Raw genomic sequence first — 23,407 nt, forward strand, 5'->3', positions numbered from 1 at the left:
TGGCCGTGGTTCGGGGATCGCTTCCAGCTCCGCCTTAAAAGAGGCGTGCGGGCGGAAGTTACAAGGGGGCTGACGAGCAATCGTCACGCAGGCGCCCGGGTCGGAAACGGCCCGGGCGTTTGTCATTTGGGGCGAWGGCGAGCAGCGAAGCTGCAAGCCGGTGCGCGAAGAGCATCGCCCCAAACGGCCGCCGGTCCGCAACGCGGCCCCAGCGACGGCGGCTTCGCCGACCGGCGCTTCTCTCCACGCTTCCTTCTCCCACTTTCCTCTCCCGCTTGCGGGAGAGGAGCGAGACTTGGTGAGCGAAGCGAGCCTAGTCGCAGCGGTGAGGGTCTTCTTTCTTCTGCCGAGCGGGTGTCGAGATAGAAGAAGTAAGAAGACCCTCACCTTCCCACCGCCTTCGGCGGCGGGCCCCTCCCTCTCCCGCAAGCGGGAGAGGGCATAATCGCTCAAAAACTGATCCGGAACGTCCCGCCATAAGTCCGCGGGTCGCCCGGCTGGCCCACAATCAGCCCCGTGCTGCCCGATTGCGTACTCAGCAGCTCGAAATAATGCTGGTCGAACGCGTTGCGCACCCAGCCGTACAGGTTCCACTTGTCCTTGCGGAAGCCGAGCCGGAAGTTGGACAGCGAATAGCCATTGATGTCGGTGTAAAGCGAGCGCGACGGGTTGGACGAGAATTTCGAGCGATAGCTGCCGTCATAGCCGAGATAGACCTGGCCCCCGTTGACCGGGACGTTCACTTCGCCGCCGAACGAGAACGACCATTTCGAGATGCCGGGCAGGATCGATCCCGAGATATCGCAAACCAAGGGACTGAGGCCCGGCGTGCCGGGCGCCGCCGGCGTCTGGCCGGCAAGAGCCGGGTTGCCGCCGGACAATTCGGGCGGGCACGGCGCATTGCGGAAGCGAACGTACTTGGCATCCGTGAAGGCGCCGTTGGTATACAGGCTCAGTCGCGGGCTGGGGCGGAACGACGAGTCGAACTCGATGCCGCGCACGCGGACCCGCGCCGCATTGGCCAGATACCCGCGGATAACGGTCGTCTGCCCGTTATTCACGGTGGCCTGGTAATCCTTGATGTCGGTCCAGAACGCGGCGAGGTTGAACGTCACCCGGCGGTCGAGGAACTGCGTCTTCAACCCGAGCTCGAAGTGATTCTCCTTCTCGGGCTTTACCGTCTGGGTCGACAGGTCGACTCCGGTATTGGTGGAATTGAGCGGCAGTCCCGACAGGTTGATCCCGCCCGACTTGAAGCTGCGCGCATAGGTCGCATAGCCGTGAATGTCCTTGGAGAAATCGTAGGACAGGGTCAGGTCGCCGGACAGGTTCCAGGCGCTGAATTTCGGGCTGTAACGTTGCGGCGCCAGCGTATTGAGCTGATCGGCAAGCGCGGTCCCGTTCTGCAGCAGGGTCGCGACATTATCCGCCGTCGCGACGAAATTGTACTTGGCGTTGTGGATGCTGACGACCGACTCGTAAAAGCCTGATTTCTTGTCGTAATTGAGTCGCAGGCCGGGCTGGATGTGAAAGCCGGGCGCCGCTTCCCAATTGAGTTTGCCGAACACGGCGAAGCTCTGATTGCTGAAATGGATCGAGTTGGTCGAGGTCAGCCCGTCGAGCACCAGCGGATTGCACGCATTGGCCGTCGGCGTGGCGCAACCGCTCGATCCTACCGGTACGTTGCCAGGATTGAGCAGCCACCGGCTCGCCGCCGGGCCCTGCACCTGCGACCCCTGCGTATCGATCGTCTGGTCGAAGAAGAATGCGCCGAGCGTGTAGTTGAGCTTACCGTCGCCGTTCGAGGCGAGGCGCAATTCCTGCGACCATTGCTTCTGCTGCGACGGATTTTGCGAGACGGTGGTGATCGGCAAGCCGACGAAATCGCGGTCGTTGGCGGGCTGCCAATCCCAATAGCGCCAGGCGGTTACCGACGTGATTGTCGCGCCGCCGACGTCCCAGCTGCCGACCAGCGACAGCCCGCCGACCTCCTGGCGTGAGTTGATCGATGCGTCGAGGTCGGTCACGCGGTCGAACGGATCGAAACTCGGCGGCTTGTAGCCGAGCGCCGCGGCCAGCGCGGCATATTGGCGGTTGAGCGGCCGCTGCGTCGCGCCAACCCGGGCGTAATATTGCACGCAGCAATAGGGATTCTGCAGACTGAAATCGGCCGAGAAGTTGAAATCCAGATTGGGCGTCGCTTGCCACAGCAACTGCCCACGCACGCTGAAATTGTCCTGCTTCTGCAGATTCTTGTCGATCGCGGTGTCGTAGATCGACCCGCCTCGCTTGCTCACCGAAGTCGACAGACGCACGCCCAACTTGCCGTCGGCGATCGGCGCCGAGGCCGAGCCTTTCAGCTGGACCAGGCCGTAATTGCCGGCGCTGACCTCGAACGTCGCTTCTGGCGACGAAAGGTTGGGCTTCTTGGTCGTGATGTTGACCGCGCCCGCGGTGGTGTTCTTGCCGTACAGCGTCCCCTGCGGCCCACGCAGCACCTCGACGCGATCGATGTCGACGAAATCGAAGGTCGAGGCGCCGACGCGGCCGATATAGACCTGGTCGATATAGAGGCCGACGCCCTGCTCGATGCCGTCATTGGTCAGCCCGAACGGCGCCCCCAAACCGCGGATATTGATCGCCGAATTGCGCGGATTGCTCGAATAGAATTGCAGCGCGGGCTGGAATTGCTGGAGCCGGTTGACGTTGAACGCCCCGGCATTGGCCAGCGTTTCGCCGCTCAACACCGCCACCGCGAGCGGCACGGTCTGCAAGCGTTCCGACCGGCGGCGTGCGGTGACGACAATGTCGCCCCCTGGCGTCGGCGCGGCTTGCGGATCGGCTTGGGGCTCGGGCGCCGGTGAGGGTGCGTTGGCGGCAGTATCGTCTGGCGCGACGACCGGCGCTGCCGGGCGAGCGGCGTTGTCGGCGAGCGCGATGCTTTGCGGCGATGCGGCGGCAAGCAGGAGCGGAAACGCAGCGAGCATGATTCGGTAATCCCCTAGACGATTGATTAACGCCTTAATCCCCACTGAGTTGCTGGGAATAAAAGCAAGATCGTCTGACCAGCTACGCAAGCCAAACTTTATCACCGTTGAAAGATAACGATATTTTGTCGGACAGGCACTCTTGAACCGGCGCCGGAATGCCCCAGATATGCGATGACGCGACGCCCATCGGGGTCGCGTCGTTGTGACATCGCTCAATGGAGGATGATTAAATGCGACAGTTCGACCTTACTCCCTACCGCCGCTCGACGATCGGCTTCGATCGCCTGTTCGATATGCTCGAAGCCTCGGCGCGGCAGAATGGCGGGGACAATTACCCGCCCTTCAACCTCGAGCGGATTGCCGAGGATCATTATCGCATCACGATCGCGGTCGCCGGTTTCCGCCGCGACGAGATCGAGATCGTCGCCCAGCAGAACCTGCTGACCGTCAAGGGCAAGAAGGACAAGGACGGCGATCAGTCGGCCTATCTTCACCTCGGTATCGCGACGCGCAGCTTCGAGCGCCGCTTCGAACTCGCCGACTTCATCCGGGTCGACGATGCGCGGCTCAATGACGGTCTGCTGACCGTCGACCTGGTGCGCGAAGTGCCCGAGGCGCTGAAGCCGCAGTCAATCGCGATCAAGACGGGCGCCCCGCTCGCCGCAATCGAGACCAGCCCGGCCGCTGACGAAACCAAGGCGGCCTGACAGACCGGCGCTTTCTCGCTCCCTTGAAAGCGCCAATGGGCGTCCGGGCCGACAGGTCCGGGCGCCTTTTTCGTTTCGATGGCGCCGGTCGTCCTGTTAGCTGTCGGCGATGAAGACGCTGCAGGTGACCGTGAACAAGACTGGCGGCACGGCGGCCAAGATGGGCGACGCGCTGGTCGGAGAGCTGGAAAAAGCTTTTACACAAGCGGGGACAACGGCCGACGTCACAGCGCTCGATGGCGAGCAAATCCCCGAAGCGATCGAGGCGGCAGCGAGATCGGGACGGGTGATCGTCGCGGGCGGCGACGGCACCGCTGCCGGCGCTGCGCAAATCCTCGCGGGCAGCGATACCGAACTCGGCCTGCTGCCGCTCGGCACGCTCAACCATCTGGCGCGAGATCTCGGCATCCCCACCGATCTGGGCGAGGCCGCCAAGGTTGCGGTGAATGGCCAGCCTGTCGCGATCGACGTCGGCGAGGTCAACGGACAGGTCTTCGTCAACAACGCGTCGATCGGGCTCTACCCGTTGATGGTGCGCAAGCGCGAAGGTTTGCGCCGTGCCAAGGGCTGGCCCAAATGGCTGTCGACGCTGCCAGCGGCGTTCGCCGTGCTCGAGCGGCTACCGCATCATCGGTTGCGGCTCGATTGGGGCAAAGGCGAGCGCAGGATCGTCACGCCACTGCTGTTCGTCGGCAACAACGTCTATTCGCTTGATCGCGGCGAGGTTGGCAAACGCGGTACCCTGACCGACGGCAAATTGTCGATCTATGCCGTGACGCATCGACGGCGCGCGGCGCTGATCTGGTTCGCCCTGCGCGCGCTGGTCGGGCGCGCTGAACGCTCGCTCGATTTCGAGACGCTCGGCGAATGCGAGACACTTACCGTCAGTTCGAGCGGCGGATCGATCGAAATCGCACTCGACGGCGAACTGAAGCGGATGGACTCCCCACTCGAATTCCGCATCCGCGCAGGCGCGCTGAGGGTACTGACGCCGGGCGACTCCTAAAAGCAGTGACGTCTAGACCAACCTGCTCTGCCGCACCGCCGCCGCGATGAAGCTGGCGAACAACGGATGCGGGTCGAACGGCTTGGATTTCAGTTCCGGGTGGAACTGGACGCCCACGAACCAGGGATGATCGGGGCGCTCGACGATCTCGGGCAGCATTCCGTCGGGCGACATGCCGCTGAACACCAGCCCGCCTTTTTCGAGCGGTTCGCGATAGCCGGTATTGACCTCGTAGCGATGGCGGTGCCGCTCGCTGATGTCGGTCGAGCCATAGATTGACGAAACGACGCTGTTACCGTCGAGCTTGGCGTCATAGGCTCCAAGCCGCATTGTGCCACCCAGATCGCCACCCGCTTCGCGCTTTTGAACGCCTTCAGCCGACATCCATTCGGTGATGATGCCGACCACCGGTTCCTCGGTCGGGCCGAATTCGGTTGACGAGGCCTTCTCGATCCCCGCCAGGTTCCGCGCGCCCTCGATACAGGCCATCTGCATCCCGAAACAAATGCCGAAATAGGGGACGTTGCGTTCGCGTGCGAATTTGACCGAGGCGATCTTGCCTTCCGCCCCGCGCTCGCCGAACGCGCCGGGGACCAGGATCGCGTGGCAGGGTTCCAGGCTCGCCGTGACGTCGCTATCGGCATGTTCGAACAATTCGGCGTCGATCCAGCGGACGTTGACCTTGACCCGGTTGGCGATGCCGCCATGGACCAGCGCTTCGTTCAATGACTTGTACGCGTCCTGCAGGCCGACATATTTGCCGACCACGCCAACCGTCACTTCCCCTTCCGGGTTGGTCAGGCGATCCATGATGTCGGTCCAGCGCGCGAGATCGGGCAGTGCTTCGGAATCGATCCCGAAAGCATTGAGGACAGCGTCGTCGAGGCCTTCCTCATGGTATTGGACCGGCACGGCGTAGATGCTCTTGGCGTCGAGCGCCGGAATGACCGCTTCCTTCGGCACGTTGCAGAACAACGCAATCTTGGCGCGCTCGCTCGCGGGCAATGGCTGCTCGCAGCGGCACACCAGCACGTCGGGCTGCACGCCCAATGCCGCCAGCTCGCGTACGCTATGCTGGGTCGGCTTGGTCTTCAGCTCGCCCGCGGCGGCGATGTACGGCACCAACGTGACGTGGATGCTGACCGAATTGCCACGGCCAAGATCGTTGCGAATCTGGCGGATCGCTTCGATGAACGGCAGCGATTCGATATCGCCGACCGTGCCGCCGATCTCGCACAGCACGAAATCGAGATCGTCGGTCTCGGCGAGCGCGAACGCCTTGATCGCGTCGGTGACGTGCGGGATGACCTGGACGGTGGCGCCGAGATAGTCGCCGCGGCGTTCGCGCTGGATGATCTGCTGATAGATCCGGCCCGAGGTGACGTTGTCCGACTGACGGGCAGCAACGCCGGTAAACCGTTCGTAATGGCCGAGATCGAGGTCGGTTTCCGCCCCGTCATCGGTCACATAGACCTCACCATGCTGATACGGGCTCATCGTGCCCGGATCGACATTGAGATAGGGATCGAACTTCCGGATGCGGACGCGATAGCCGCGTGCCTGGAGGAGGGCAGCCAGTGAAGCCGCCATCAAACCTTTGCCCAGCGAGGAGACCACGCCGCCGGTAATGAAAATAAACCGCGCCATGGGAGTCATCGCCTAGCTGGTATTGGGGGTAAGCCGCAAGCACGCGACTCCGCCCGCGCGAACAAAAAGTCCGCGCGGGCGATTAGAACGAAATGGATTTAGCGGACGGGAACCGCGCCGTTGCTGGCCGGAGCCACCTTATTCTCGCCCGGCGCCAGCGCGCCCGGGAAGGTCAGGTTGCCACCGGCACCCGCCGCCGCATTGGCGGCCGCGCCACCAAAGGCGCCGCCGGCGGGCTGCGGGGCAGTGCCAGCCGGCGCGTTGATCGGCGCCGCGCGATTGAGCGAGGTGTCGATCGACGTCGCATGCCGCGTCGCCGCCATCACTGCGAGGATGATGGTCAAGGTGACGAAGATCGTCGCCAGGATCGCCGTGGACCGCGTCAGGAAGTCTGCGGCACCGCGCGCGGACATCAATCCGGCCGGGCTGCCGCCACCGGTCAGGCCGCCACCTTCCGAGCGCTGCATCAGAATGATGGTGACGAGCGCCGATCCGACGAGCAACTGAACGACAAGGACGAAAGTGAAGAGCATCGAACGACTGTGACCTGCGAAACTGGAGAAAGCGGGCACATAGGCGACCCCACCCCCGCGATCAACCGCTCATCCACCGGACGACACGTGGCGTTTCCATGACATTTCGTGTCCGCACTGAAACTCAATCGCCTCGGCGCACGTTGTTACGCCTGCGATAGCGACCGCCTTTTGAGCCTTGTGGACAATCAGTGAGCACCGACATGAACATTGCCAGCACTTTCGACAGCTCCCCGCTAACGCGGTGGATGAATACGCTGGTCGATTATGTCCGATCCGGCGAGCCCGACCTGACCAACCGCCAGATGGCGCTGCTGCTCGTCGTCTATCTCAGTCCGGGGCCGCATACGGTGCGTGGATTGGCGCGCGCATTGAACGTTTCCAAGCCCGTCGTGACACGCGCCTTGAACAGGTTGGGGGCGCTCGGCTATCTGCGCCGCCAGCGCGACGATACCGACAAGCGCAACATCTTTATCGCGCGTACCACCGAAGGGGCAGGCTTTCTTGAAGAATTCGGACAATTTGTGGGAGAAAGCGACCCGCCCCGCGCCCGCAGAGCCACCGCGTAGAACCTTTGCGCTGACCGGTCCGTCCATATCGATAGACCCGCGCCACAACGCGATTCGCCCCGACCTGGCCGACGTTCGGCTCGCCGAATACGTATTCGCGCCGCATTACGCGGCGCCCCTGCCCTGTGTAGTAACCCGCGCCGTGACCTTGCACGCCGAATCATCCCCCACGTCCGAGCCGCTCGCCGAACTCACCGTCGGTGAGAGCTTCGAAGTGCTGGAAGTCCTGCGCGAGGTCGCCTGGGGCGTGTCGCCCGAACACCGCCTGGCCGGCTATGTCGACCGCACGGCACTGGATCTCGCGGCATGAACGTCAACGTCTTCATCGATGGCGGTGCCGGCACCACCGGGCTAGAGATCCGCGAACGGCTGTCCGGGCGGAGCGACGTCACCCTCGTCACGCTGGACGAAGCGGTGCGCAAGAATTCGACCGCGCGCAAACAGGCGCTGAACGATGCCGATTTCGTCATCCTGTGCCTGCCCGACGATGCCGCGCGCGAAGCGGTGGCGATGATCACGTCGGACAAGACGCGGGTGATCGACGCCTCGACCGCGCATCGCGTCGCCGAGGGATGGGCCTATGGTTTCGCCGAGCTCGAACCGGCCCAGCAGGCGGTGATCGCCGAGGCGCGCTTCGTCAGCAATCCTGGCTGCTATCCGACCGGCTTTCTCGCGCTGGTCCGGCCGCTGGTCCGCGCGGGGCTGATCCCGCACGACTGGCCGCTCAGCGTCAATGCGATCTCGGGCTATTCGGGCGGCGGCAAATCGATGATTGCCGAGTTCGAAGAGGGGAAGGCCAATACAAGCGCCCGGCTATACGCTTTGGGTCTGGCGCACAAACATGTCGCAGAGATGCAGAAGCATGCCCGTATCGCGCATCTGCCGATTTTCACGCCTGCGGTCGCCAACACCTATCGTGGCATGATCGTCGAAGTCCCGGTGCCGCTCCACGCATTGCCGCGCAAACCCTCGCTCGCGCAGATCGAAGCCACTTTGGCCGAGGCCTATAAGGACAGCCCGCTGATCCGGATTGGCGCGGCGGACGCACAGTTCGTGACGATCGAGGACGACGCCGGCAGCGACCGCCTGACCTTGCGCGTCTGCGGCAATGCCGAGGCCGGACAAGCGCGGCTGGTCGCGACGCTCGACAATCTCGGCAAGGGCGCGGCGGGCGCCGCGGTGCAGAATCTCAACATCATGGCGGGATTCGACCCGGTCACGGGCCTGACTTTATGAGCGCGACGCCTTAAATTCGTCGGTCTCCACACTCTCCGCCCTGCGCCAAGCGCAGGGCCAACGGTCTAAACGAGGAAAGCTAGATGCCCGGAACGCGCCAGCCGCTCGACAAATTGCTGCTGTTCGGCGCGACCGGGGATTTGTCGCAGCGCATGTTGCTGCCTTCGCTCTACGGCCTCGACGAAGACGGGTTGTTGCCGGCCAACATGACGATCACCGGCACCGCAAGGACGGTGTTCGAGGACGGTGCGTTCCGCAAATTTGCGAAGGAAGCGCTCGAAAAATACCTGCCCGAGGATCGCAAGGACAAGGACAAGATCGCCTCCTTTCTCAAGCGGTTGAACTATCAGGCGCTCGACGCGACCGAGGCCGACCATTTCAAGAACCTGTCGGACGAACTCGGCGACACTTCGAAGGGTCTCGCGATTTTCCTGTCGACCGCGCCGAGCCTGTTCGAAGCAACAATCAAGGGTCTCAACGGCGCGGGCCTGGCGCATGGCAATGTCCGCATCGGGCTCGAAAAGCCGCTCGGCTACGACCTCGCCTCGAGCCGCGAGATCAACGACGCGGTCGCCGCGGTCTTTCCCGAGGATCGGATTTTCCGGATCGACCATTATCTCGGCAAGGAGACCGTCCAGAACATCCTGGCGCTGCGCTTCGGTAATTCGTTCTACGAGCCGGTGTGGAATGCGCAGGGCATCGACAATATCCAGATCACCATCGCGGAGACGGTCGGACTGGAAGAGCGCGCCGGCTATTATGATGGCGCCGGGGCGCTGCGCGACATGGTCACCAACCACATGCTGCAGCTGCTGGCGCTGATCGCGATGGAGCCCCCTGCCCGTTACGACAAGGACGCGATCCGCGACGAAAAGGCCAAGGTGTTCCGTAGCTTGCACGTCATGACGCCGGAGGAAGTGCCGCATCTGACCGTCACTGGTCAGTACGGTCCCGGCGCGGTCGACGGGAAGATCGTCAAGGGCTATCTGGAGGAACTCGGCAAACCGTCGACCACCGAGACGTTTGTCGCGATCAAGGCGAGCATCGAGAATTGGCGCTGGCAAGGCGTACCCTTCTACCTGCGCACCGGTAAGCGCATGGCGGTGCGCCGCAGCGAGATCGCGATCCAGTTCAAGCCGGTGCCGCATTCGATGTTCGCCGGGCGCGGCGGCCTGCTCCAGCCCAACAAGCTGATCATCCGCCTGCAGCCCGAGGAATATATCTCGATGCTGGTGATGGCGAAGGAGCCGGGTCTCGATCGCGAGGGTATCCATCTGCGCGAAGTGCCGCTCAATCTCAGCCTCGACGCCGAGTTCGCCGGCACGCGCCGCCGCATCGCTTATGAGCGCCTGCTGCTCGACCTGATCGAGGGCGACCAGACCCTGTTCGTCCGTCGCGACGAAGTGGAGGCGCAATGGGCCTGGACCGACGCGATCCGTGCCGGCTGGACGGCCAACGACACCAAGCCCAAGAGCTATGCCTCGGGCAGCTGGGGTCCGTCGACCTCGATCGCGCTGACCGAGCGCGATGGGGTGACGTGGCAGGACGATTGAGTTTCTAAAATCCTCTCCCGCTTGCGGGAGAGGAGCGAGACTTAGGTCGGCGCAGCCGGCCTTAGTCGCAGCGGTGAGGGTCTTCTGTTGCCCCACAGCTGGAAGAAAGAAGACCCTCACCCAACCCTCTCCCGCAAGCGGGAGAGGGCTTTAAGAGCGAAGAGCATTATGGCAACCAACGAAGAAATCGAATGGTGGGAATATGACGATACCGACGAGATGGCGGACGCCGTCTCGGGCGATATCGCGTTCATCATCGAAAGCGCGATCGAAGCGCGCGGCGGTGCAGTGGTCGCGCTGGCCGGTGGCAAGACGCCGATCCCGATCTACGCACGGCTCGCCAAGGCGAAGCTCGAATGGAAGCGGGTGACAATCATCCCCGGCGACGAGCGCATCGTGCCGCTGGGCGACCCGCTGTCCAACGTGACGATGATCGCCAAGACCTTCCTGCCGCTCGGCGCGCGCGTGATGCCGATCGTTCCGCAAGCGACGGCGGACTACAAAGCGGCGGGCCGATCGGCCGACGCGCTGATGCAGGATCTGCATTGGCCGCTCGATCTCTGCCTGCTCGGCATTGGTGGAGACGGCCATACCGCCTCGATCTTCCCGGGTCCGGATTTCGACGAAGCGCTGAACGGTCCCAAGGAGCGCCGGATGCTCGGCGTCATGCCCGACCCGCTGCCGCCCGAAGCGCCCGTGGCGCGCGTGACGCTCAGCCGTGCGGCGATCGTCTCGTCAGCGGCGGTGATCATCGCCATCACCGGTGCCGACAAGAAGAAGGTGCTGGAGGACGCGATCAGCCAGGGGCCGAGCTCGTCCTATCCGATCGGGCGCGTTCTCGCCGATACCGAGCTTCCCGTCGACATCCACTGGGCGCCGTAGCCACGGTCAGGCCACCGAGAGAGTGGCCCCGGTTTCAGCGCATACGAATTTCCATCACCCAGTGAGGCGCGCGGGCTTGCCCAGACGTTGGGCAGGTCTAGGACGAAGTTGAAAGAGCTGGCACGTCCTGCTCCTGGCAAACGGACCCCAAGACCATGAACCCGGCAGTATCCGCCGTCACCAACCGTATCGTCGAGCGCTCGCGCCCGACGCGCCGCGCCTATCTCGACCTGATCGAGCGGGAACGCGACCGCGGATCGCGGTCGCGGGCGACGCTCGGTTGCGCCAACCTCGCGCACGGTTATGCCGGGACCGAGGAAGATCGCGACGCGATGAAGACTAATGCCGCGATGAATATCGGCATCGTCACATCGTATAACGACATGCTGTCGGCGCACGCGGTCTATTATCGCTATCCCGAGCAGATGAAGGTCTGGGCGCGCGAAGTCGGCGCGACCGCACAGGTCGCCGGCGGCGTGCCGGCAATGTGCGACGGCGTAACCCAGGGTTATCCGGGGATGGAGCTGTCGCTGTTCAGCCGCGACACGATCGCGCTGTCGACCGCGATTGCGCTGACTCACGGGCTGTTCGAGGGCGCCGCTTTGCTCGGCATTTGCGACAAGATCGTGCCCGGTTTGCTGATGGGTTCGCTGCGTTTCGGCCATTTGCCGACGATTCTGATCCCCGGCGGTCCGATGCGCACCGGCATTCCCAACAAGGCCAAAGCGGCGGTCCGCGAGCAATTCGCCGAAGGGAAAGTCGGCCGCGAGGAATTGCTCGAAGCCGAGATCGGCGCCTATCATTCGAAGGGCACCTGCACCTTTTACGGCACCGCCAACACCAACCAGATGATGATGGAGGTGATGGGCCTCCACATGCCCGGCGCCGCTTTCGCCAATCCCGGCACCAAGCTGCGCCAGGAACTGAGCCGAGCGGCGGTGCATCGTCTCGCCGAGATCGGTTGGGACGGCGACGATTACCGTCCGCTTGGGCATTGCGTCGATGAACGCGCGATCGTCAACGCGGCGGTCGGCCTGCTCGCGACGGGCGGATCGACCAACCATCTGATCCATCTGCCGGCGATCGCCCGCGCGGCGGGGATCGTGATCGACTGGGAAGACTTCGATCAACTGAGCCGCGCCGTGCCCTTGGTCGCGCGCGTCTATCCCAACGGATCGGCCGATGTGAACGGCTTCGAGGATGCCGGCGGCATGCCGTTCGTGATCCGCGAATTGCTCGGCGCCGGTCTGCTCCATGGCGACATCCTGACCGTAGCGGGGAACTTCGCCGATTACGGCAAGCGCCCGGTGGTCGAGGGTGACGGCCTGCGCTGGGAAGATCCCGGCGCGAGCGGCGACGAGACGATCCTGCGCCCTGCCGCTGCTCCCTTCTCGACAGAAGGCGGCTTCCGCATCCTGACCGGCAATCTCGGCCGCGCCTGCATCAAGGTGTCGGCGGTCGACCAGGATCGCTGGGTGGTCGAGGCACCGGCGCGCGTGTTCCACGATCAGGCCGACGTCCAAGCGGCGTTCAAGGCCGGCGAACTCGATCGCGACGTCGTCGTGGTGATGCGCTTCCAGGGCCCGCGTGCGAACGGTATGCCCGAGTTGCACAAGCTGACCCCGCCTTTGGGCGTGCTCCAGAACAAGGGCTATCGCGTGGCGCTGATCACCGATGGCCGCATGTCGGGCGCGTCGGGCAAGGTGCCGGCGGCGATCCATTGCTCGCCCGAGGCCTTGGGCGGCGGTCCGCTCGGTCGCGTGCGCGACGGCGACGTCATCAGGCTCAATGCGGTGAACGGCACGCTCGACGCGCTGGTCGACGCGGTCGAATGGGATGCGCGCGATCTCGCGGAATGTCCGCCGGCTGCGGAGGGAATGGGGCGCGAGCTGTTTGGGTTATTTCGCGGGGCGGCTGACGAAGCGGAATTGGGCGCCAGCGCGATTTTCGCGGGCGCTGGGCTGTAAATACTCTCCCTCTCCCCATCGGGGAGAGGGTCGGGGAGAGGGGCAGGACCGAGGCGGCGTCGTTTGTGACTGCCCCTCTCCCCTGCCCTCTCCCCAAAGGGGAGAGGGAGTTTAGGTAATGGAAGTCGTCGCAGTCGATATCGGGGGCACCCATGCCCGCTTCGCCATCGCGGAAGTAGCGGACGGCAAGGTCGTCTCGCTCGGGCCGGAAACTACCCAGAAGACCGCGGAGCACGCCTCGCTCCAGACCGCGTGGCAGGATTTCGGCCGCCAGCTCGGCCGAGAGCTACCCAAGGCGGCGGCGATCGCGGTCGCGTCACCGGTGGGTGGCGACGTCATCAAGCTGACCAACAATCCCTGGATCATCCGCCCCGCGCTGATCCCCGAACGGCTCGGCGCCGACATCTATGTCATCGTCAACGATTTCGGCGCGATCGCCCACGCCGTGGCCCAGCTTGCCGATGAGGACTTCCAGCACATTTGCGGCCCCAAGCGACCCCTGGCGCGCAGCGGCGTGACCTCGATCTGCGGGCCGGGCACCGGCCTGGGCGTCGCGGGGGTGCTCCATGCCGGCGGCACCTATCATGTGCTCTCGACCGAGGGCGGGCATGTCGATTTCGCCCCGCTCGACGCGTTCGAGGATGCGATCCTCAAGCGGCTGCGCAAAACGTTCACCCGCGTCTCGGCCGAGCGGATCTGCGCCGGGCCGGCGATCGTCGCGATCTACGAAACTCTGGCCGAGATCGAAGGCAAGGCAATCCGCCACCTCGACGACAAGACGATCTGGACGATGGCGTTCGAAGGATCGGACAGTCTGGCGATCGCCGCGCTCGACCGCTTCGTGCTCGCGCTCGGTGCGTTCGCCGGCGACCTCGCACTGATGCAGGGGGCGAAGGACGTCGTCATTGCCGGCGGTCTGGGCCTCAAGCTCAAGGAGCATTTCGCGCGGTCGGGCTTTTCCGAACGCTTCACCGCCAAGGGGCGGTTCCAGCAGATGATGGCCGCTATCCCGGTCAAGCTGATCACCCATCCCCAACCCGGCCTCTACGGCGCCGCGGCCGCTTTTGCCCAGGAGCATGCCAAGTGAACGACACCGTCAACCCGATCGAACGTATCATGCTGGCGGCGCCGGTCATTCCGGTAATCGTGATCGAGGATCTGGCGAGCGCAAGGCCGCTGGCCGAAGCCTTGGTCAAAGGCGGCCTGCCCGTGCTTGAAGTGACGATGCGCACGCCGGCCGCGCTCGATGCGATCCGCGAGATGAAGAAGGTCCCGGGCGCGATTGTCGGTGCGGGCACCGTCATCAACCCCGCTCAGTTCGCGCAAGTGATGGATGCCGGGGCCGAATTCATCGTGTCGCCGGGCCTGACCGAGCGTCTGGCCGAGCCGATCATCGCCAGCGGCGTCCCCTATCTGCCGGGCATCGCCAATTCGGCAGATCTAATGCGCGGACTCGATCTCGGGCTGACGCACTTCAAATTCTTTCCGGCGGAAGCCAATGGCGGGCTGAAGGCGCTCAAGAGCTTGGCGGCGCCATTCTATCAGTGCAAATTCTGTCCGACCGGTGGGGTCAGCGAGGCCAATGCACGCGAGTGGCTGGCGTTCGAACCCGTGCTGTGCGTTGGCGGAAGTTGGGTGTGTTCGGGCACGCCAGAAGAGGTTGAGGCGAAAGCGCGGGCTGCGGCTGGGTTGCGATAATCACGTCACCCCAGCGAAACCTTTAGCCGTCACCCCAGCGTAAGCTGGGGTCTCAAGCGGCATTGCGCCATCGCCCAAGATCCCAGCTTACGCTGGGATGACGGCTCGCGTCACATCTCGCCCCGCGCCCTTCTGATCGCATACCATTTCTGTACGTTGGCATTATGCTGCTCGAGCGTGTCGGCAAACACATGCCCGCCCGTCCCGTCCGCGACGAAATACAGCGCCTGAGACTCCGCCGGATTGAGCACCGCGTCGATCGATGCCCGCCCCGGATTGGCGATCGGCCCCTTAGGCAACCCCGTCATCGCATAGGTATTGTAGCCGTTATTCGCCTCGAGCTCCGAGCGCAGGATGCGGCGGCCGAGCGGCTTACCCTTGGTCACGGGGTAGATCACCGTTGGATCGGCCTGGAGCGGCATGCCGCGTTTCAAGCGGTTCGAATAGACGGCGGCGACCATCCGCCGTTCAGACGGCTTGCCGGTTTCCTTCTCGACGATCGACGCGAGGATCAGCGCTTCACGCGGCGTCTTGGCAACGGTCGTCGGCGAGCGCTTCGCCCAGGCCTGGTCGAGATAGAGCGCCATCGCGTGCTGCATGCGCTGGATGATCGCCTCACGGCTGTCGCCGCGTTCGAAACTATAGCTGTCGGGCAGCAGCGAGCCCTCGGCGGGCACGTCGATCTTCCCCGTCAGCTCGGACATCGCCATCAGCCGCTCCTGCGCCATGATCGACGGCCAGCCCTCGGGGATGGTGATGAAGCGCTGGAGCGTCTTGCCGCCCTGCAGCAGTTTCAGGATGTCCGACTGGCTGAGATGCGCGGGGATGCGGTACTCGCCGGCCTTGATCCCTGCCCCACCGCCAAAGAATTTCGCGAGCAACATGAAGCGGCTCGCGGACGAGATCGCGCCAGCCTGTTCGAGTTGCTCGGCGGCCTTGTTGAGGCTGGTGCCGGGCGCGATCGAGACAGTGACGTTCTTCTGCAACGGGCCGCGCCCGCCCCAGCTATAGACGAGCCAGAAACCACCTGCGACCAATAGCAGCGCGGCGACTAGGCCGAGGCATCCGAACCGGCTGCCGCCGCGCTTCTTTCGGGCCATGACGAGGTCAGACCGCCTTCATCACCAGGCTGGCATTGGTGCCGCCGAAGCCGAACGAGTTGTTGAGCACCGCCTTGACCTTACGCTCCTTGGCGACGTGGGGGACGAGATCCACGCCCGCGCAATTGTCGCTCGGATTGTCAAGGTTGAGCGTCGGCGGCACGATCTGGTCGCGCAGCGCCAGGATGCAGAAGATCGATTCGACCGCGCCCGCGCCGCCGAGCAGATGGCCGATCGCCGACTTGGTCGACGACATCGACATGGTGGCGATGTTGTTGCCGAACAAGCGGCGCACGGCGTTAAGCTCGAGCTCGTCGCCCAGCGGAGTCGAAGTGCCGTGGGCGTTGATATAATCGATGTCGCTCAAGTCGAGGCCCGACTTGCGCATCGCCATTTCCATCGACCGGAACGCGCCCGATCCTTCTGGATGCGGCGCGGTGACGTGATAGGCGTCGCCCGACAGGCCATAGCCGATCACTTCGGCATAGATTTTGGCGCCGCGCTTCTTGGCGTGCTCATATTCCTCAAGGCACACGACACCGGCGCCCTCGCCCATGACGAAACCGTCGCGGTCCCGGTCGTACGGACGGCTACCGCGCCACGGTTCGTCACGGAAGCCGGTCGACAGCGCGCGCGCCTGGCCAAAACCGGCGATGCCGATCGGGCAGATCGCGCCTTCCGCACCGCCGGCGAGCATGACGTCGGCATCGTCCATCGCGATCATCCGCGCGGCGTCGCCGATCGCATGCGCGCCTGTCGAACAAGCCGTGACGACGGCGTGGTTGGGGCCCATCAGGCCGTATTTGATCTGCACCTGGCCGGTGATCAGGTTGATCAGGCGGCCATGGACGAAATGCGGCGAGACGCGCTTGGGACCTTTTGCGGCGAGCACCAGCGATTCGCTTTCGATGCCCGGCAAGCCACCAATGCCCGATCCGATCGAGCAACCGGCGCGAAAGCGTTCTTCCTCGCTCATCTCGGTCAGGCCGGCATCTTCGAGCGCCTGGCCGGCGGCATCGATGCCGTAGATGATGAACGGATCGACCTGGCGTTGAACCTTGTGGTCGACGCGCTTGTCCGGATCGAAGCCATATTCGTGATCGGCCGGCTTCACTTCGCACGCATAATTGCTGTGGAAGTCGGTCGCGTCGAAGCGCGTGATCGTCCCCGCGCCTGATTTGGCTGCGATGATGTTCTTCCAGGCCGTTTCGACATCCGCCCCCAAGGGGGTCACCAGGCCCAGGCCGGTCACGACTACGCGCCGCATGGTCTTCTCCAATCCAAGTCTCTTACAGCGAAACGGCCCCCCGGCCCTGGGTAACCCTGGGACGGGGAGCCGCTCGTTACTCTATACGCCCGCGGCGGTCAGCCACGGAAAAGAGGGCTCAGCCCTGATGTGCGTCGATATAGGTGATCGCGTCGTTGACGGTCGTGATCTTCTCGGCGGCATCGTCCGGGATTTCGACCCCGAATTCTTCCTCGAACGCCATCACCAGCTCGACGATGTCGAGGCTGTCGGCACCGAGATCGTCGATGAAGCTAGCCTCAGGCGTCACCGAACCGGCTTCGACGCCCAGGTGCTCGACCACGATCTTCTTCACCCGGTCGGCAGTATCGCTCATTCGTCAGCTTCCCTCTATTGTTCCGGGGTACCCCGGGGAATTTCCTGAACGCACGTAGAACGCGAGTGGTGCCCGCGCAAGAGGGGGCACGTTCACGCGGCGGCGAACTCCGCCGGATAGAACTCGATTGCGGCCAGTGCGGAGAAATATAGCAGCACGTGGCGGCGCGCGCGCGGCTGCGCCGCCGCTCCCCTCACCGATGCCAGTGCACCTGAAGACGCCTTTTCGATCAGGCTCTTGCGGTCCTGGGTCGGCAGAGCTGCGTAAGCTGTCGCGAGTTTGGTGGCGTCGAGCCCATCGCTCCGCAACGCGGCTTCGGCACCCAATTTCGTCGCCCTTCCTTGGGTGTAGGAAACGGCAGCCTGAACCGCGTCCGGCGACCAACTGCCGGCGGTGCGGCAGGCTTGGCGCGCGGCGAGCAGTGCGTCGCGGTCGGTATCGAGCGCGGCTGCGGGATTGCCGCCCTTGTCGGCCGCGGCGACGACGCCGTCGCCAATCCGCTGCATCGCGGTCGGACCCAATTTCGCCTCGATGCAACCGATATCGCCTGATGCCGCCCAGGCAGTACCGGGCGCGAGCAGGGCGGCGGCGATCAGGATGATCCTCACAGCATTGCCATCCCGCCATTGACGTGAATTGTCTGGCCGGTGACGTATCCGGCTTCCTTCGACGCGAGATAGACCACAGCGGCACCGATATCCTCGCCGGTGCCGAGATCGCCCGCCGGGATCCGGCCGAGCAACGCAGTTTTCTGCGCTTCCGGCAGTACGTCGGTCATCGCGGAACGGATGAAGCCGGGCGCGACGCAATTAACGGTGATGTTGCGGCTGGCGAGCTCTTGCGCCAGCGCCTTGGACATGCCGACCAGCCCGGCCTTGGACGCGGCGTAATTGGCCTGTCCGGGATTGCCGGTGGCACCGACCACCGAGGTGATCGAGATGACGCGACCGTAGCGCGCCTTCATCATCGGTCTGGCGGCGGCGCGGACGAGGCGGAACGCGGCTTCAAGGTTGACTTTGATCACCTGCTCCCATTCCTCGTCCTTCATCCGCATCGCGAGATTGTCGCGCGTGACGCCGGCATTATTGACCAGGATATCGAGCTTGCCGCCCAGCGCCTCGACCGCCTGCGGCACCAGCGCGTCGACCGCGGCGCCGTCCGACAGATCGCATTGCAACGCGACATGATCCCCGCCAAGCGAAGCCCGGAACGCCTCCAGCTTGTCGGCATTCGATCCCGACACTGCGAGCCGAGCCCCCTGCCCGGCCAAAGCCTGCGCGATCGCCGATCCGATCCCGCCGGACGCGCCGGTAACGAGGGCCGTCATGCCTGTGAGGTCGAACATCATTTCATCTCCAGATTTTGATTTTGGTTCACGCGGAGGCGCTAAGGCGCAAAGGGTTTGTAGTCATTGGCTACGCGACGGAGCTCTTCTTGAGCATCTCGCCGCATTCGCAACGCGTCGTCAACGACAGCAGACGCCAGAGCCTATATATCCTGCAATCTTCGCGCCTTCGCGCCTCCGCGTGAATCAAAAAGATTTAGCCAACGCCTCGATGTCCTCCATCGAGATCACGCTTGACGCATCCACGTCCGGAACGATGCGTTTGACCATTGGGCTCAGCACCTTGCCGCCGAATTCGACGAAGCGCTCGACGCCGGTGTCGGCCATGTTGATCACCGACTCGCGCCAGCGCACCATGCCCGTCACCTGTTCGACCAGCAGCTTGCGGATCGTATCGACGTCGCTGACCGGCTGCGCGGTGACGTTGGCGAACACGGCGACCAGCGGCGTGTCGATGCGCGCCTCGGCCAGCGCCTTTTCCATCGCATCGGCGGCGGGCTGCATCAGCGGACAGTGGAACGGTGCCGATACCGGCAGCGCGATGGCGCGCTTGGCGCCATAGTCCTTCGCGATTTCGATCGCACGGTCGATCGCTGCCTTGGCGCCCGAGATCACCACTTGCGACGGATCGTTGTCGTTGGCGACGGTGCAGACCTCGCCCTGCGCGGCGGCTTCGGCGATCTTCTGCGCGATCGTCAGGTCGGCGCCGAGCAACGCCGCCATCGCGCCCACGCCTACCGGGACCGCCGCCTGCATCGCCTCGCCGCGGTGGCGCAGCAACAATGCGGTGGTGGCAAGGTCGAGCGCGCCGGCGGCACATAAGGCGCTATATTCGCCCAGACTGTGGCCCGCGACGTAGTCGGCCTTGTCGACCAGCTTCAGCCCACCTTCCTTCTCCAGCACGCGCAATGTCGCGATCGCGTTCGCCATGATCGCGGGCTGAGCGTTGGCAGTCAGCGTCAGTTCGTCGGCGGGCCCGTCGAACATCAGCGCCGACAAATGCTGGCCGAGCGCCTCATCGACTTCCTGGAACACCTCGCGCGCAGCGGCGCTGGCCTCGGCGAGCGCCTTGCCCATGCCGACCGCCTGGCTGCCCTGGCCCGGAAATATGAAAGCGCGCATCGTCGTCTCCCCGATTGAGGCTGCGGCACTAGAAATGCTGCGCTGGTTAGGCAAGTTCGGTCGTTTTGGTGCGGGCCGAAATTCGCACCGAGATGCGTTCCGCTGATGAAGTATTCCGCGGCGCCGACCGACCGCCTCTTCGACCTGCTACAGGTTGATACAAAATCACTCGCTTCCCGCGACACCTTCACGACATGCGCTTCCCAAATTGCCCTCCGACGCCATTCACGACGTCGTCCGAATGGAGGTAACGATGAAAAAGCTGATCCTCACGGCTGCGGCCGTTTCGCTACTTGCCAGCCCGCTCGTGATCGCGCCGGCTTCCGCCGCGCCGCAGCGCGACGATCGCACCAAGGTCAGGACCGGCCCGGACGGGCGCCCCGTCCTCATCACGCATGCAGTCACTTCACCGGCGCGCCCGAGCTTTCGTCGCTGGAACAAGGGCCAGCGCTTCGATTATCGCTATGCGCAGAATTATCGCGTGGTGAACAATTGGCAGCAATATCGCGGCCGCCGCCTCTACGCACCGCCGCGCGGCTATCACTGGGTGCGGTCGGGCAACGACGCGGTGCTCGTCGCGGTCGCGGGTGGCGTGATCGGCGCGGTTATCGCAGGCGCGTTCAACTGATGTAAAGCCCCTCTCCCGCGTGCGGGAGAGGGAGGGGCCCGCCGCGAAGCGGTGGGAGGGTGAGGGTCTTCTTTCTTCTTCCTCCTCACGGAATCAAAAAAGTAGAAAGAAGACCCTCACCCAACCCTCTCCCGCATGCGGGAGAGGGCTTTCCACGCGCGAGAGGGCTCTGCTCCCGCAACCTTGCTTTCCGTCCGGAAACCTGTATGGGAGCCGCCATCGGGGTGGAGGGACGCGTTCTCTCCGCCCCGGTTGCTTTGAAGACGATAGCCGGAGGGGCGTCCGTATGGTGCGGCGTCAGCGATCGGCCAAGATAGAGGTAAGACATGGCTCTTTACGAGCACGTGTTCCTTGCGCGCCAGGATCTGGCACAAGCGCAAGTGGACGCACTGGCGGAAGCCGCCACCAAGATCATCGAGGACAATCAGGGCAAGGTCGTCAAGACCGAGACCTGGGGCCTGCGCAGCCTGGCCTATCGCATCGCGAAGAACCGCAAGGCGCATTACGTGATGCTCGAGATCGACGCACCGGGTTCGGTCGTCGCCGAGCTGGAGCGCCAGACCCAGATCAACGAAGACGTGATCCGCTACATGACCGTCAAGGTCGACGAGCACGAGACCGGCCCGTCGGTGATGATGCGCAAGAACGAGCGCGATCGCGAGCGTCGCAGCGAGCGCGGCGACCGCAACGACCGCGGTCCCCGCGGCGGTTTCGACGGCGAATAAGGAGCAACGACCATGGCACGACCCTTTTTCCGCCGCCGCAAGAGCTGCCCGTTCTCCGCGAAGGATGCCCCCCGGATCGACTATAAGGACGTCCGGCTGCTGCAGGGCTTCGTCTCCGAGCGTGGCAAGATCGTCCCCTCGCGCATCACCTCGGTGAGTGCGAAGAAGCAGCGCGAGCTGGCCCAGGCCATCAAGCGCGCGCGTCACCTGGGCCTGCTGCCCTACCTCGTTAAGTAAGGAGCGCCCGCGATGGACGTTATTTTGCTGGAGCGCGTCGAGAAGCTCGGCGCCATCGGCGATGTCGTGAAGGTCAAGGACGGCTTTGCCCGTAACTACCTTCTGCCGAACAAGAAGGCGCTGCGCGCCAACGAAGCCAACCGCAAGGTGTTCGAATCGAACCGCGCCCGCATCGAGGCCGACAATGCGTCGCGCCGTACCGATGCCGAGAAGGAAGCCAAGAATTTCGACGGCGTGGCGATCACCCTGATCCGTCAATCGTCGAACACCGGCCAGCTCTACGGATCGGTCGCGGTCCGCGATCTGGTCGAAGCGCTCGAAGCCGACGGCCACAAGGTCGCCAAGTCGGCGATCGTGCTCGCCAAGCCGATCAAGGCGATCGGCGTCTACGACGTGAAGGTCCAGCTGCATCCCGAGGTCGCGGTGACCGTCAAGGTCAACGTCGCCCGCTCGCCCGAAGAGGCCGAAATGCAGTCGAAGGGCGTCGACGTCATGGCGCAGATGTTCGAGGAAGGCCGCGAGGTCACCGGCTTCACCGAGGATTACGATCCGAACGCCGAGCCAGGCGCGACCGCCGAGGCTCCGGCCGAAGCCGCTCCGGCCGCCGAGGAAGCCTCGGAAGGCTGAGTTCTTTCAGCTTCAGACATAGAAAAAGGGCCGTCCGGATCGCTCCGGGCGGCCCTTTTCTTGTGCGACCCTTCGGGGGCTGGGGTCGCGGGTCGACGCTCTTGGGGGGATCAGAGCGTCGTAACGTAGGCGCCGACGACCGCTGTCAGCGGGATGAGCGCGAAGATTACAGGCAGAACCTTGCTCACGGCTTCGTTTCCTTCGGCCGTCATGGCCGTTGGCAGTGAAATGTGCACGGGACCGCTTTCTTTCCAGAAGATGAACGGGAAACTTATCGTTTCAGGATGAGAATAGCCGCTTGGCCGCTTCGGAACGTCACTGCCGCCCGAACAGTTTCTTGATCTCGCTATTCGCCAGCTTCTCGAAGGCAGCCTTACAAATGTGAAGGCGGAGGCGGCAATCGGGTGGAAAGCCGCCGTCAAAAATGAGCGAGACTAGCGAGCGTGGCCCAGACCATCGCCACCATTGCCAGGAGCGAGCCGGAGAACGCCAACAAGCCCCATGTCACCTGGGCGTGCCGAGAATGCCGCACGTCCGCTGTGATGCGCTGGCCGCAATAAATCAGGTTGCAGACGAGCAGTGCCAGTGTCAGCAGGATGAAGCTTAGGATCTGCACACTGCAATCATCGCTCAGGCAACGAATGTCTGCAAGTGAGGCGCTTCCGGCCCGGCAGCTTTCCCCACCCGAAACCCGCCGGTCGACTATCAGGCCCGGCGCCCGCTGTTCAGCCGCTGCACGAGAAAAATGGTCGAAGCGGCCGTTTAGCCTGCGCCTGCCAACGCCCAGACAAAGAGCAGCGCCGTGGCTGCGCCCAGTGCGCTCCTGAGGTTGTGCAGCTTTCCCCACTGAACCAGCATCGCGCGGCTTTCAGCGCCCGCCTCGCTTACCGGCGTCGCCATCAAGCGTTTGTTGACGGGCATGATGACGAATAGCGTGAACGGCCAGTTGGCGAGCAACAGGATGCTTCCGGCAAACCACCGCCAATCCGCCGAAAGATACCCGACGATCAGTCCTGCCGCGCCCCCGGCAATCGCCAACCCGGATTGGATCGGTAGCGCTCGCTTGTAGCTGGGCTGCCATTGCGCCAGCAAAGGGCCATCCGACAATCCGAGACGTGAAGGATGCTCCACGAGACTTATGTAGAATGCGGCACCGGCGAACAGCGTGGCGAAAACGAGAGCCGCTATCGAGAGTTGAAGCATAAATGTTCCT

General features: G+C 64.0%; 25 protein-coding genes. 14 read left to right on the forward strand and 11 right to left on the reverse strand.

Features of this window, described 5'->3' with window-relative positions:
• Window positions 1-449 precede the first annotated feature (449 nt).
• Window positions 450-2,987 carry a TonB-dependent receptor gene (locus AC1DQQ_RS13470; RefSeq protein ID WP_478045461.1) on the reverse strand — a complete coding sequence of 846 codons (2,538 nt, stop codon included), beginning with the start codon at window positions 2,985-2,987 and terminating at the stop codon, window positions 450-452.
• Between the two features lie 233 nt (window positions 2,988-3,220).
• Between AC1DQQ_RS13470 and AC1DQQ_RS13475 the strand changes: the two genes are divergently transcribed.
• Together AC1DQQ_RS13475 and AC1DQQ_RS13480 are read left to right on the forward strand one after the other, a co-directional pair.
• Window positions 3,221-3,697 carry an Hsp20 family protein gene (locus tag AC1DQQ_RS13475; protein ID WP_478040960.1) on the forward strand — a complete coding sequence of 159 codons (477 nt, stop codon included), beginning with the start codon at window positions 3,221-3,223 and terminating at the stop codon, window positions 3,695-3,697.
• 109 nt (window positions 3,698-3,806) lie between these two features.
• Window positions 3,807-4,703: a diacylglycerol/lipid kinase family protein gene (locus AC1DQQ_RS13480; RefSeq protein ID WP_478040961.1), complete on the forward strand. Its 897-nt coding sequence runs from the start codon at window positions 3,807-3,809 to the stop codon at window positions 4,701-4,703.
• 12 nt (window positions 4,704-4,715) lie between these two features.
• On the opposite strand, the gene AC1DQQ_RS13485 is transcribed toward AC1DQQ_RS13480, so the two are convergent.
• Both AC1DQQ_RS13485 and secG read right to left on the reverse strand, forming a co-directional pair.
• On the reverse strand, window positions 4,716-6,350 hold the full coding sequence (locus AC1DQQ_RS13485; protein ID WP_478040962.1) for a CTP synthase: 1,635 nt from the start codon (window positions 6,348-6,350) through the stop codon (window positions 4,716-4,718).
• A 98-nt stretch (window positions 6,351-6,448) separates the two neighbouring features.
• Complete coding sequence (secG, locus tag AC1DQQ_RS13490; RefSeq protein ID WP_478045462.1) at window positions 6,449-6,883, reverse strand: preprotein translocase subunit SecG; 435 nt, start codon at window positions 6,881-6,883, stop codon at window positions 6,449-6,451.
• Between the two features lie 248 nt (window positions 6,884-7,131).
• On the opposite strand from secG, the gene AC1DQQ_RS13495 reads away from it, so the two are divergent.
• The 8 genes from AC1DQQ_RS13495 (at window position 7,132) to eda (ending at window position 14,788) form a co-directional block, all read left to right on the forward strand.
• The gene (locus AC1DQQ_RS13495; RefSeq protein ID WP_066583478.1) at window positions 7,132-7,452 is read left to right on the forward strand and encodes a MarR family transcriptional regulator; all 321 of its coding nucleotides are present in this window, start codon (window positions 7,132-7,134) and stop codon (window positions 7,450-7,452) included.
• Window positions 7,453-7,594: 142 nt separating this feature from the next.
• The gene (locus AC1DQQ_RS13500) at window positions 7,595-7,762 is read left to right on the forward strand and encodes a hypothetical protein (RefSeq protein ID WP_478045463.1); all 168 of its coding nucleotides are present in this window, start codon (window positions 7,595-7,597) and stop codon (window positions 7,760-7,762) included.
• Window positions 7,759-8,688, forward strand: a complete 930-nt coding sequence (argC, locus tag AC1DQQ_RS13505) for an N-acetyl-gamma-glutamyl-phosphate reductase (protein ID WP_478030218.1) — start codon at window positions 7,759-7,761, stop codon at window positions 8,686-8,688. The genes AC1DQQ_RS13500 and argC overlap by 4 nt, the downstream gene beginning before the upstream one ends.
• An 83-nt stretch (window positions 8,689-8,771) precedes the next feature.
• Complete coding sequence (gene zwf / locus AC1DQQ_RS13510) at window positions 8,772-10,241, forward strand: glucose-6-phosphate dehydrogenase (protein WP_478030219.1); 1,470 nt, start codon at window positions 8,772-8,774, stop codon at window positions 10,239-10,241.
• Window positions 10,242-10,409: 168 nt separating this feature from the next.
• Window positions 10,410-11,123, forward strand: a complete 714-nt coding sequence (gene pgl / locus AC1DQQ_RS13515) for a 6-phosphogluconolactonase (RefSeq protein ID WP_478030220.1) — start codon at window positions 10,410-10,412, stop codon at window positions 11,121-11,123.
• A 155-nt stretch (window positions 11,124-11,278) separates the two neighbouring features.
• On the forward strand, window positions 11,279-13,090 hold the full coding sequence (gene edd, locus AC1DQQ_RS13520) for a phosphogluconate dehydratase (RefSeq protein WP_478045464.1): 1,812 nt from the start codon (window positions 11,279-11,281) through the stop codon (window positions 13,088-13,090).
• A gap of 118 nt (window positions 13,091-13,208) precedes the next feature.
• Window positions 13,209-14,177 (forward strand): glucokinase, encoded by a 969-nt coding sequence (gene glk, locus AC1DQQ_RS13525; protein WP_478030222.1) that lies wholly within the window; start codon window positions 13,209-13,211, stop codon window positions 14,175-14,177.
• Window positions 14,174-14,788 carry a bifunctional 4-hydroxy-2-oxoglutarate aldolase/2-dehydro-3-deoxy-phosphogluconate aldolase gene (eda, locus tag AC1DQQ_RS13530; RefSeq protein WP_478030224.1) on the forward strand — a complete coding sequence of 205 codons (615 nt, stop codon included), beginning with the start codon at window positions 14,174-14,176 and terminating at the stop codon, window positions 14,786-14,788. The genes glk and eda overlap by 4 nt, the downstream gene beginning before the upstream one ends.
• A gap of 110 nt (window positions 14,789-14,898) precedes the next feature.
• Here eda and mltG read toward each other — a convergent pair whose 3' ends face one another.
• From mltG to fabD, 6 genes are all read right to left on the reverse strand, one after another.
• Complete coding sequence (gene mltG, locus AC1DQQ_RS13535; RefSeq protein WP_478045465.1) at window positions 14,899-15,888, reverse strand: endolytic transglycosylase MltG; 990 nt, start codon at window positions 15,886-15,888, stop codon at window positions 14,899-14,901.
• A gap of 7 nt (window positions 15,889-15,895) precedes the next feature.
• On the reverse strand, window positions 15,896-17,155 hold the full coding sequence (fabF, locus tag AC1DQQ_RS13540; RefSeq protein ID WP_478045466.1) for a beta-ketoacyl-ACP synthase II: 1,260 nt from the start codon (window positions 17,153-17,155) through the stop codon (window positions 15,896-15,898).
• A gap of 118 nt (window positions 17,156-17,273) precedes the next feature.
• Window positions 17,274-17,510, reverse strand: a complete 237-nt coding sequence (locus AC1DQQ_RS13545; RefSeq protein ID WP_066583498.1) for an acyl carrier protein — start codon at window positions 17,508-17,510, stop codon at window positions 17,274-17,276.
• A 92-nt stretch (window positions 17,511-17,602) separates the two neighbouring features.
• A complete protein-coding gene (locus AC1DQQ_RS13550; protein ID WP_478040970.1) occupies window positions 17,603-18,118 on the reverse strand; it encodes a hypothetical protein in 516 nt (171 codons plus the stop codon).
• Window positions 18,115-18,855, reverse strand: coding sequence for a 3-oxoacyl-[acyl-carrier-protein] reductase (fabG, locus tag AC1DQQ_RS13555; protein WP_478040971.1), 741 nt, complete (start codon window positions 18,853-18,855; stop codon window positions 18,115-18,117). Before fabG ends, AC1DQQ_RS13550 begins: the two co-directional genes overlap by 4 nt.
• A gap of 186 nt (window positions 18,856-19,041) precedes the next feature.
• A complete protein-coding gene (gene fabD / locus AC1DQQ_RS13560; protein ID WP_478045467.1) occupies window positions 19,042-19,977 on the reverse strand; it encodes an ACP S-malonyltransferase in 936 nt (311 codons plus the stop codon).
• Between the two features lie 253 nt (window positions 19,978-20,230).
• Between fabD and AC1DQQ_RS13565 the strand changes: the two genes are divergently transcribed.
• The 4 genes from AC1DQQ_RS13565 to rplI all read left to right on the forward strand — a co-directional run bounded on the left by AC1DQQ_RS13565 (window position 20,231) and on the right by rplI (window position 22,194).
• Window positions 20,231-20,605 (forward strand): RcnB family protein, encoded by a 375-nt coding sequence (locus AC1DQQ_RS13565; protein ID WP_478040973.1) that lies wholly within the window; start codon window positions 20,231-20,233, stop codon window positions 20,603-20,605.
• A 326-nt stretch (window positions 20,606-20,931) separates the two neighbouring features.
• Complete coding sequence (gene rpsF, locus AC1DQQ_RS13570) at window positions 20,932-21,330, forward strand: 30S ribosomal protein S6 (protein WP_066826697.1); 399 nt, start codon at window positions 20,932-20,934, stop codon at window positions 21,328-21,330.
• A 12-nt stretch (window positions 21,331-21,342) separates the two neighbouring features.
• The gene (gene rpsR / locus AC1DQQ_RS13575; RefSeq protein WP_066583513.1) at window positions 21,343-21,567 is read left to right on the forward strand and encodes a 30S ribosomal protein S18; all 225 of its coding nucleotides are present in this window, start codon (window positions 21,343-21,345) and stop codon (window positions 21,565-21,567) included.
• A gap of 12 nt (window positions 21,568-21,579) precedes the next feature.
• Window positions 21,580-22,194, forward strand: a complete 615-nt coding sequence (gene rplI, locus AC1DQQ_RS13580) for a 50S ribosomal protein L9 (RefSeq protein ID WP_478040974.1) — start codon at window positions 21,580-21,582, stop codon at window positions 22,192-22,194.
• Window positions 22,195-22,612: 418 nt separating this feature from the next.
• Here rplI and AC1DQQ_RS13585 read toward each other — a convergent pair whose 3' ends face one another.
• Together AC1DQQ_RS13585 and AC1DQQ_RS13590 are read right to left on the reverse strand one after the other, a co-directional pair.
• Window positions 22,613-22,810: a hypothetical protein gene (locus AC1DQQ_RS13585; RefSeq protein WP_478030240.1), complete on the reverse strand. Its 198-nt coding sequence runs from the start codon at window positions 22,808-22,810 to the stop codon at window positions 22,613-22,615.
• A 146-nt stretch (window positions 22,811-22,956) separates the two neighbouring features.
• Window positions 22,957-23,397, reverse strand: a complete 441-nt coding sequence (locus AC1DQQ_RS13590; protein ID WP_478040975.1) for an anthrone oxygenase family protein — start codon at window positions 23,395-23,397, stop codon at window positions 22,957-22,959.
• Between the last annotated feature and the right edge of the window lie 10 nt (window positions 23,398-23,407).

The sequence above is a fragment of the Sphingomonas sp. P4_G3 genome (assembly GCF_056401105.1).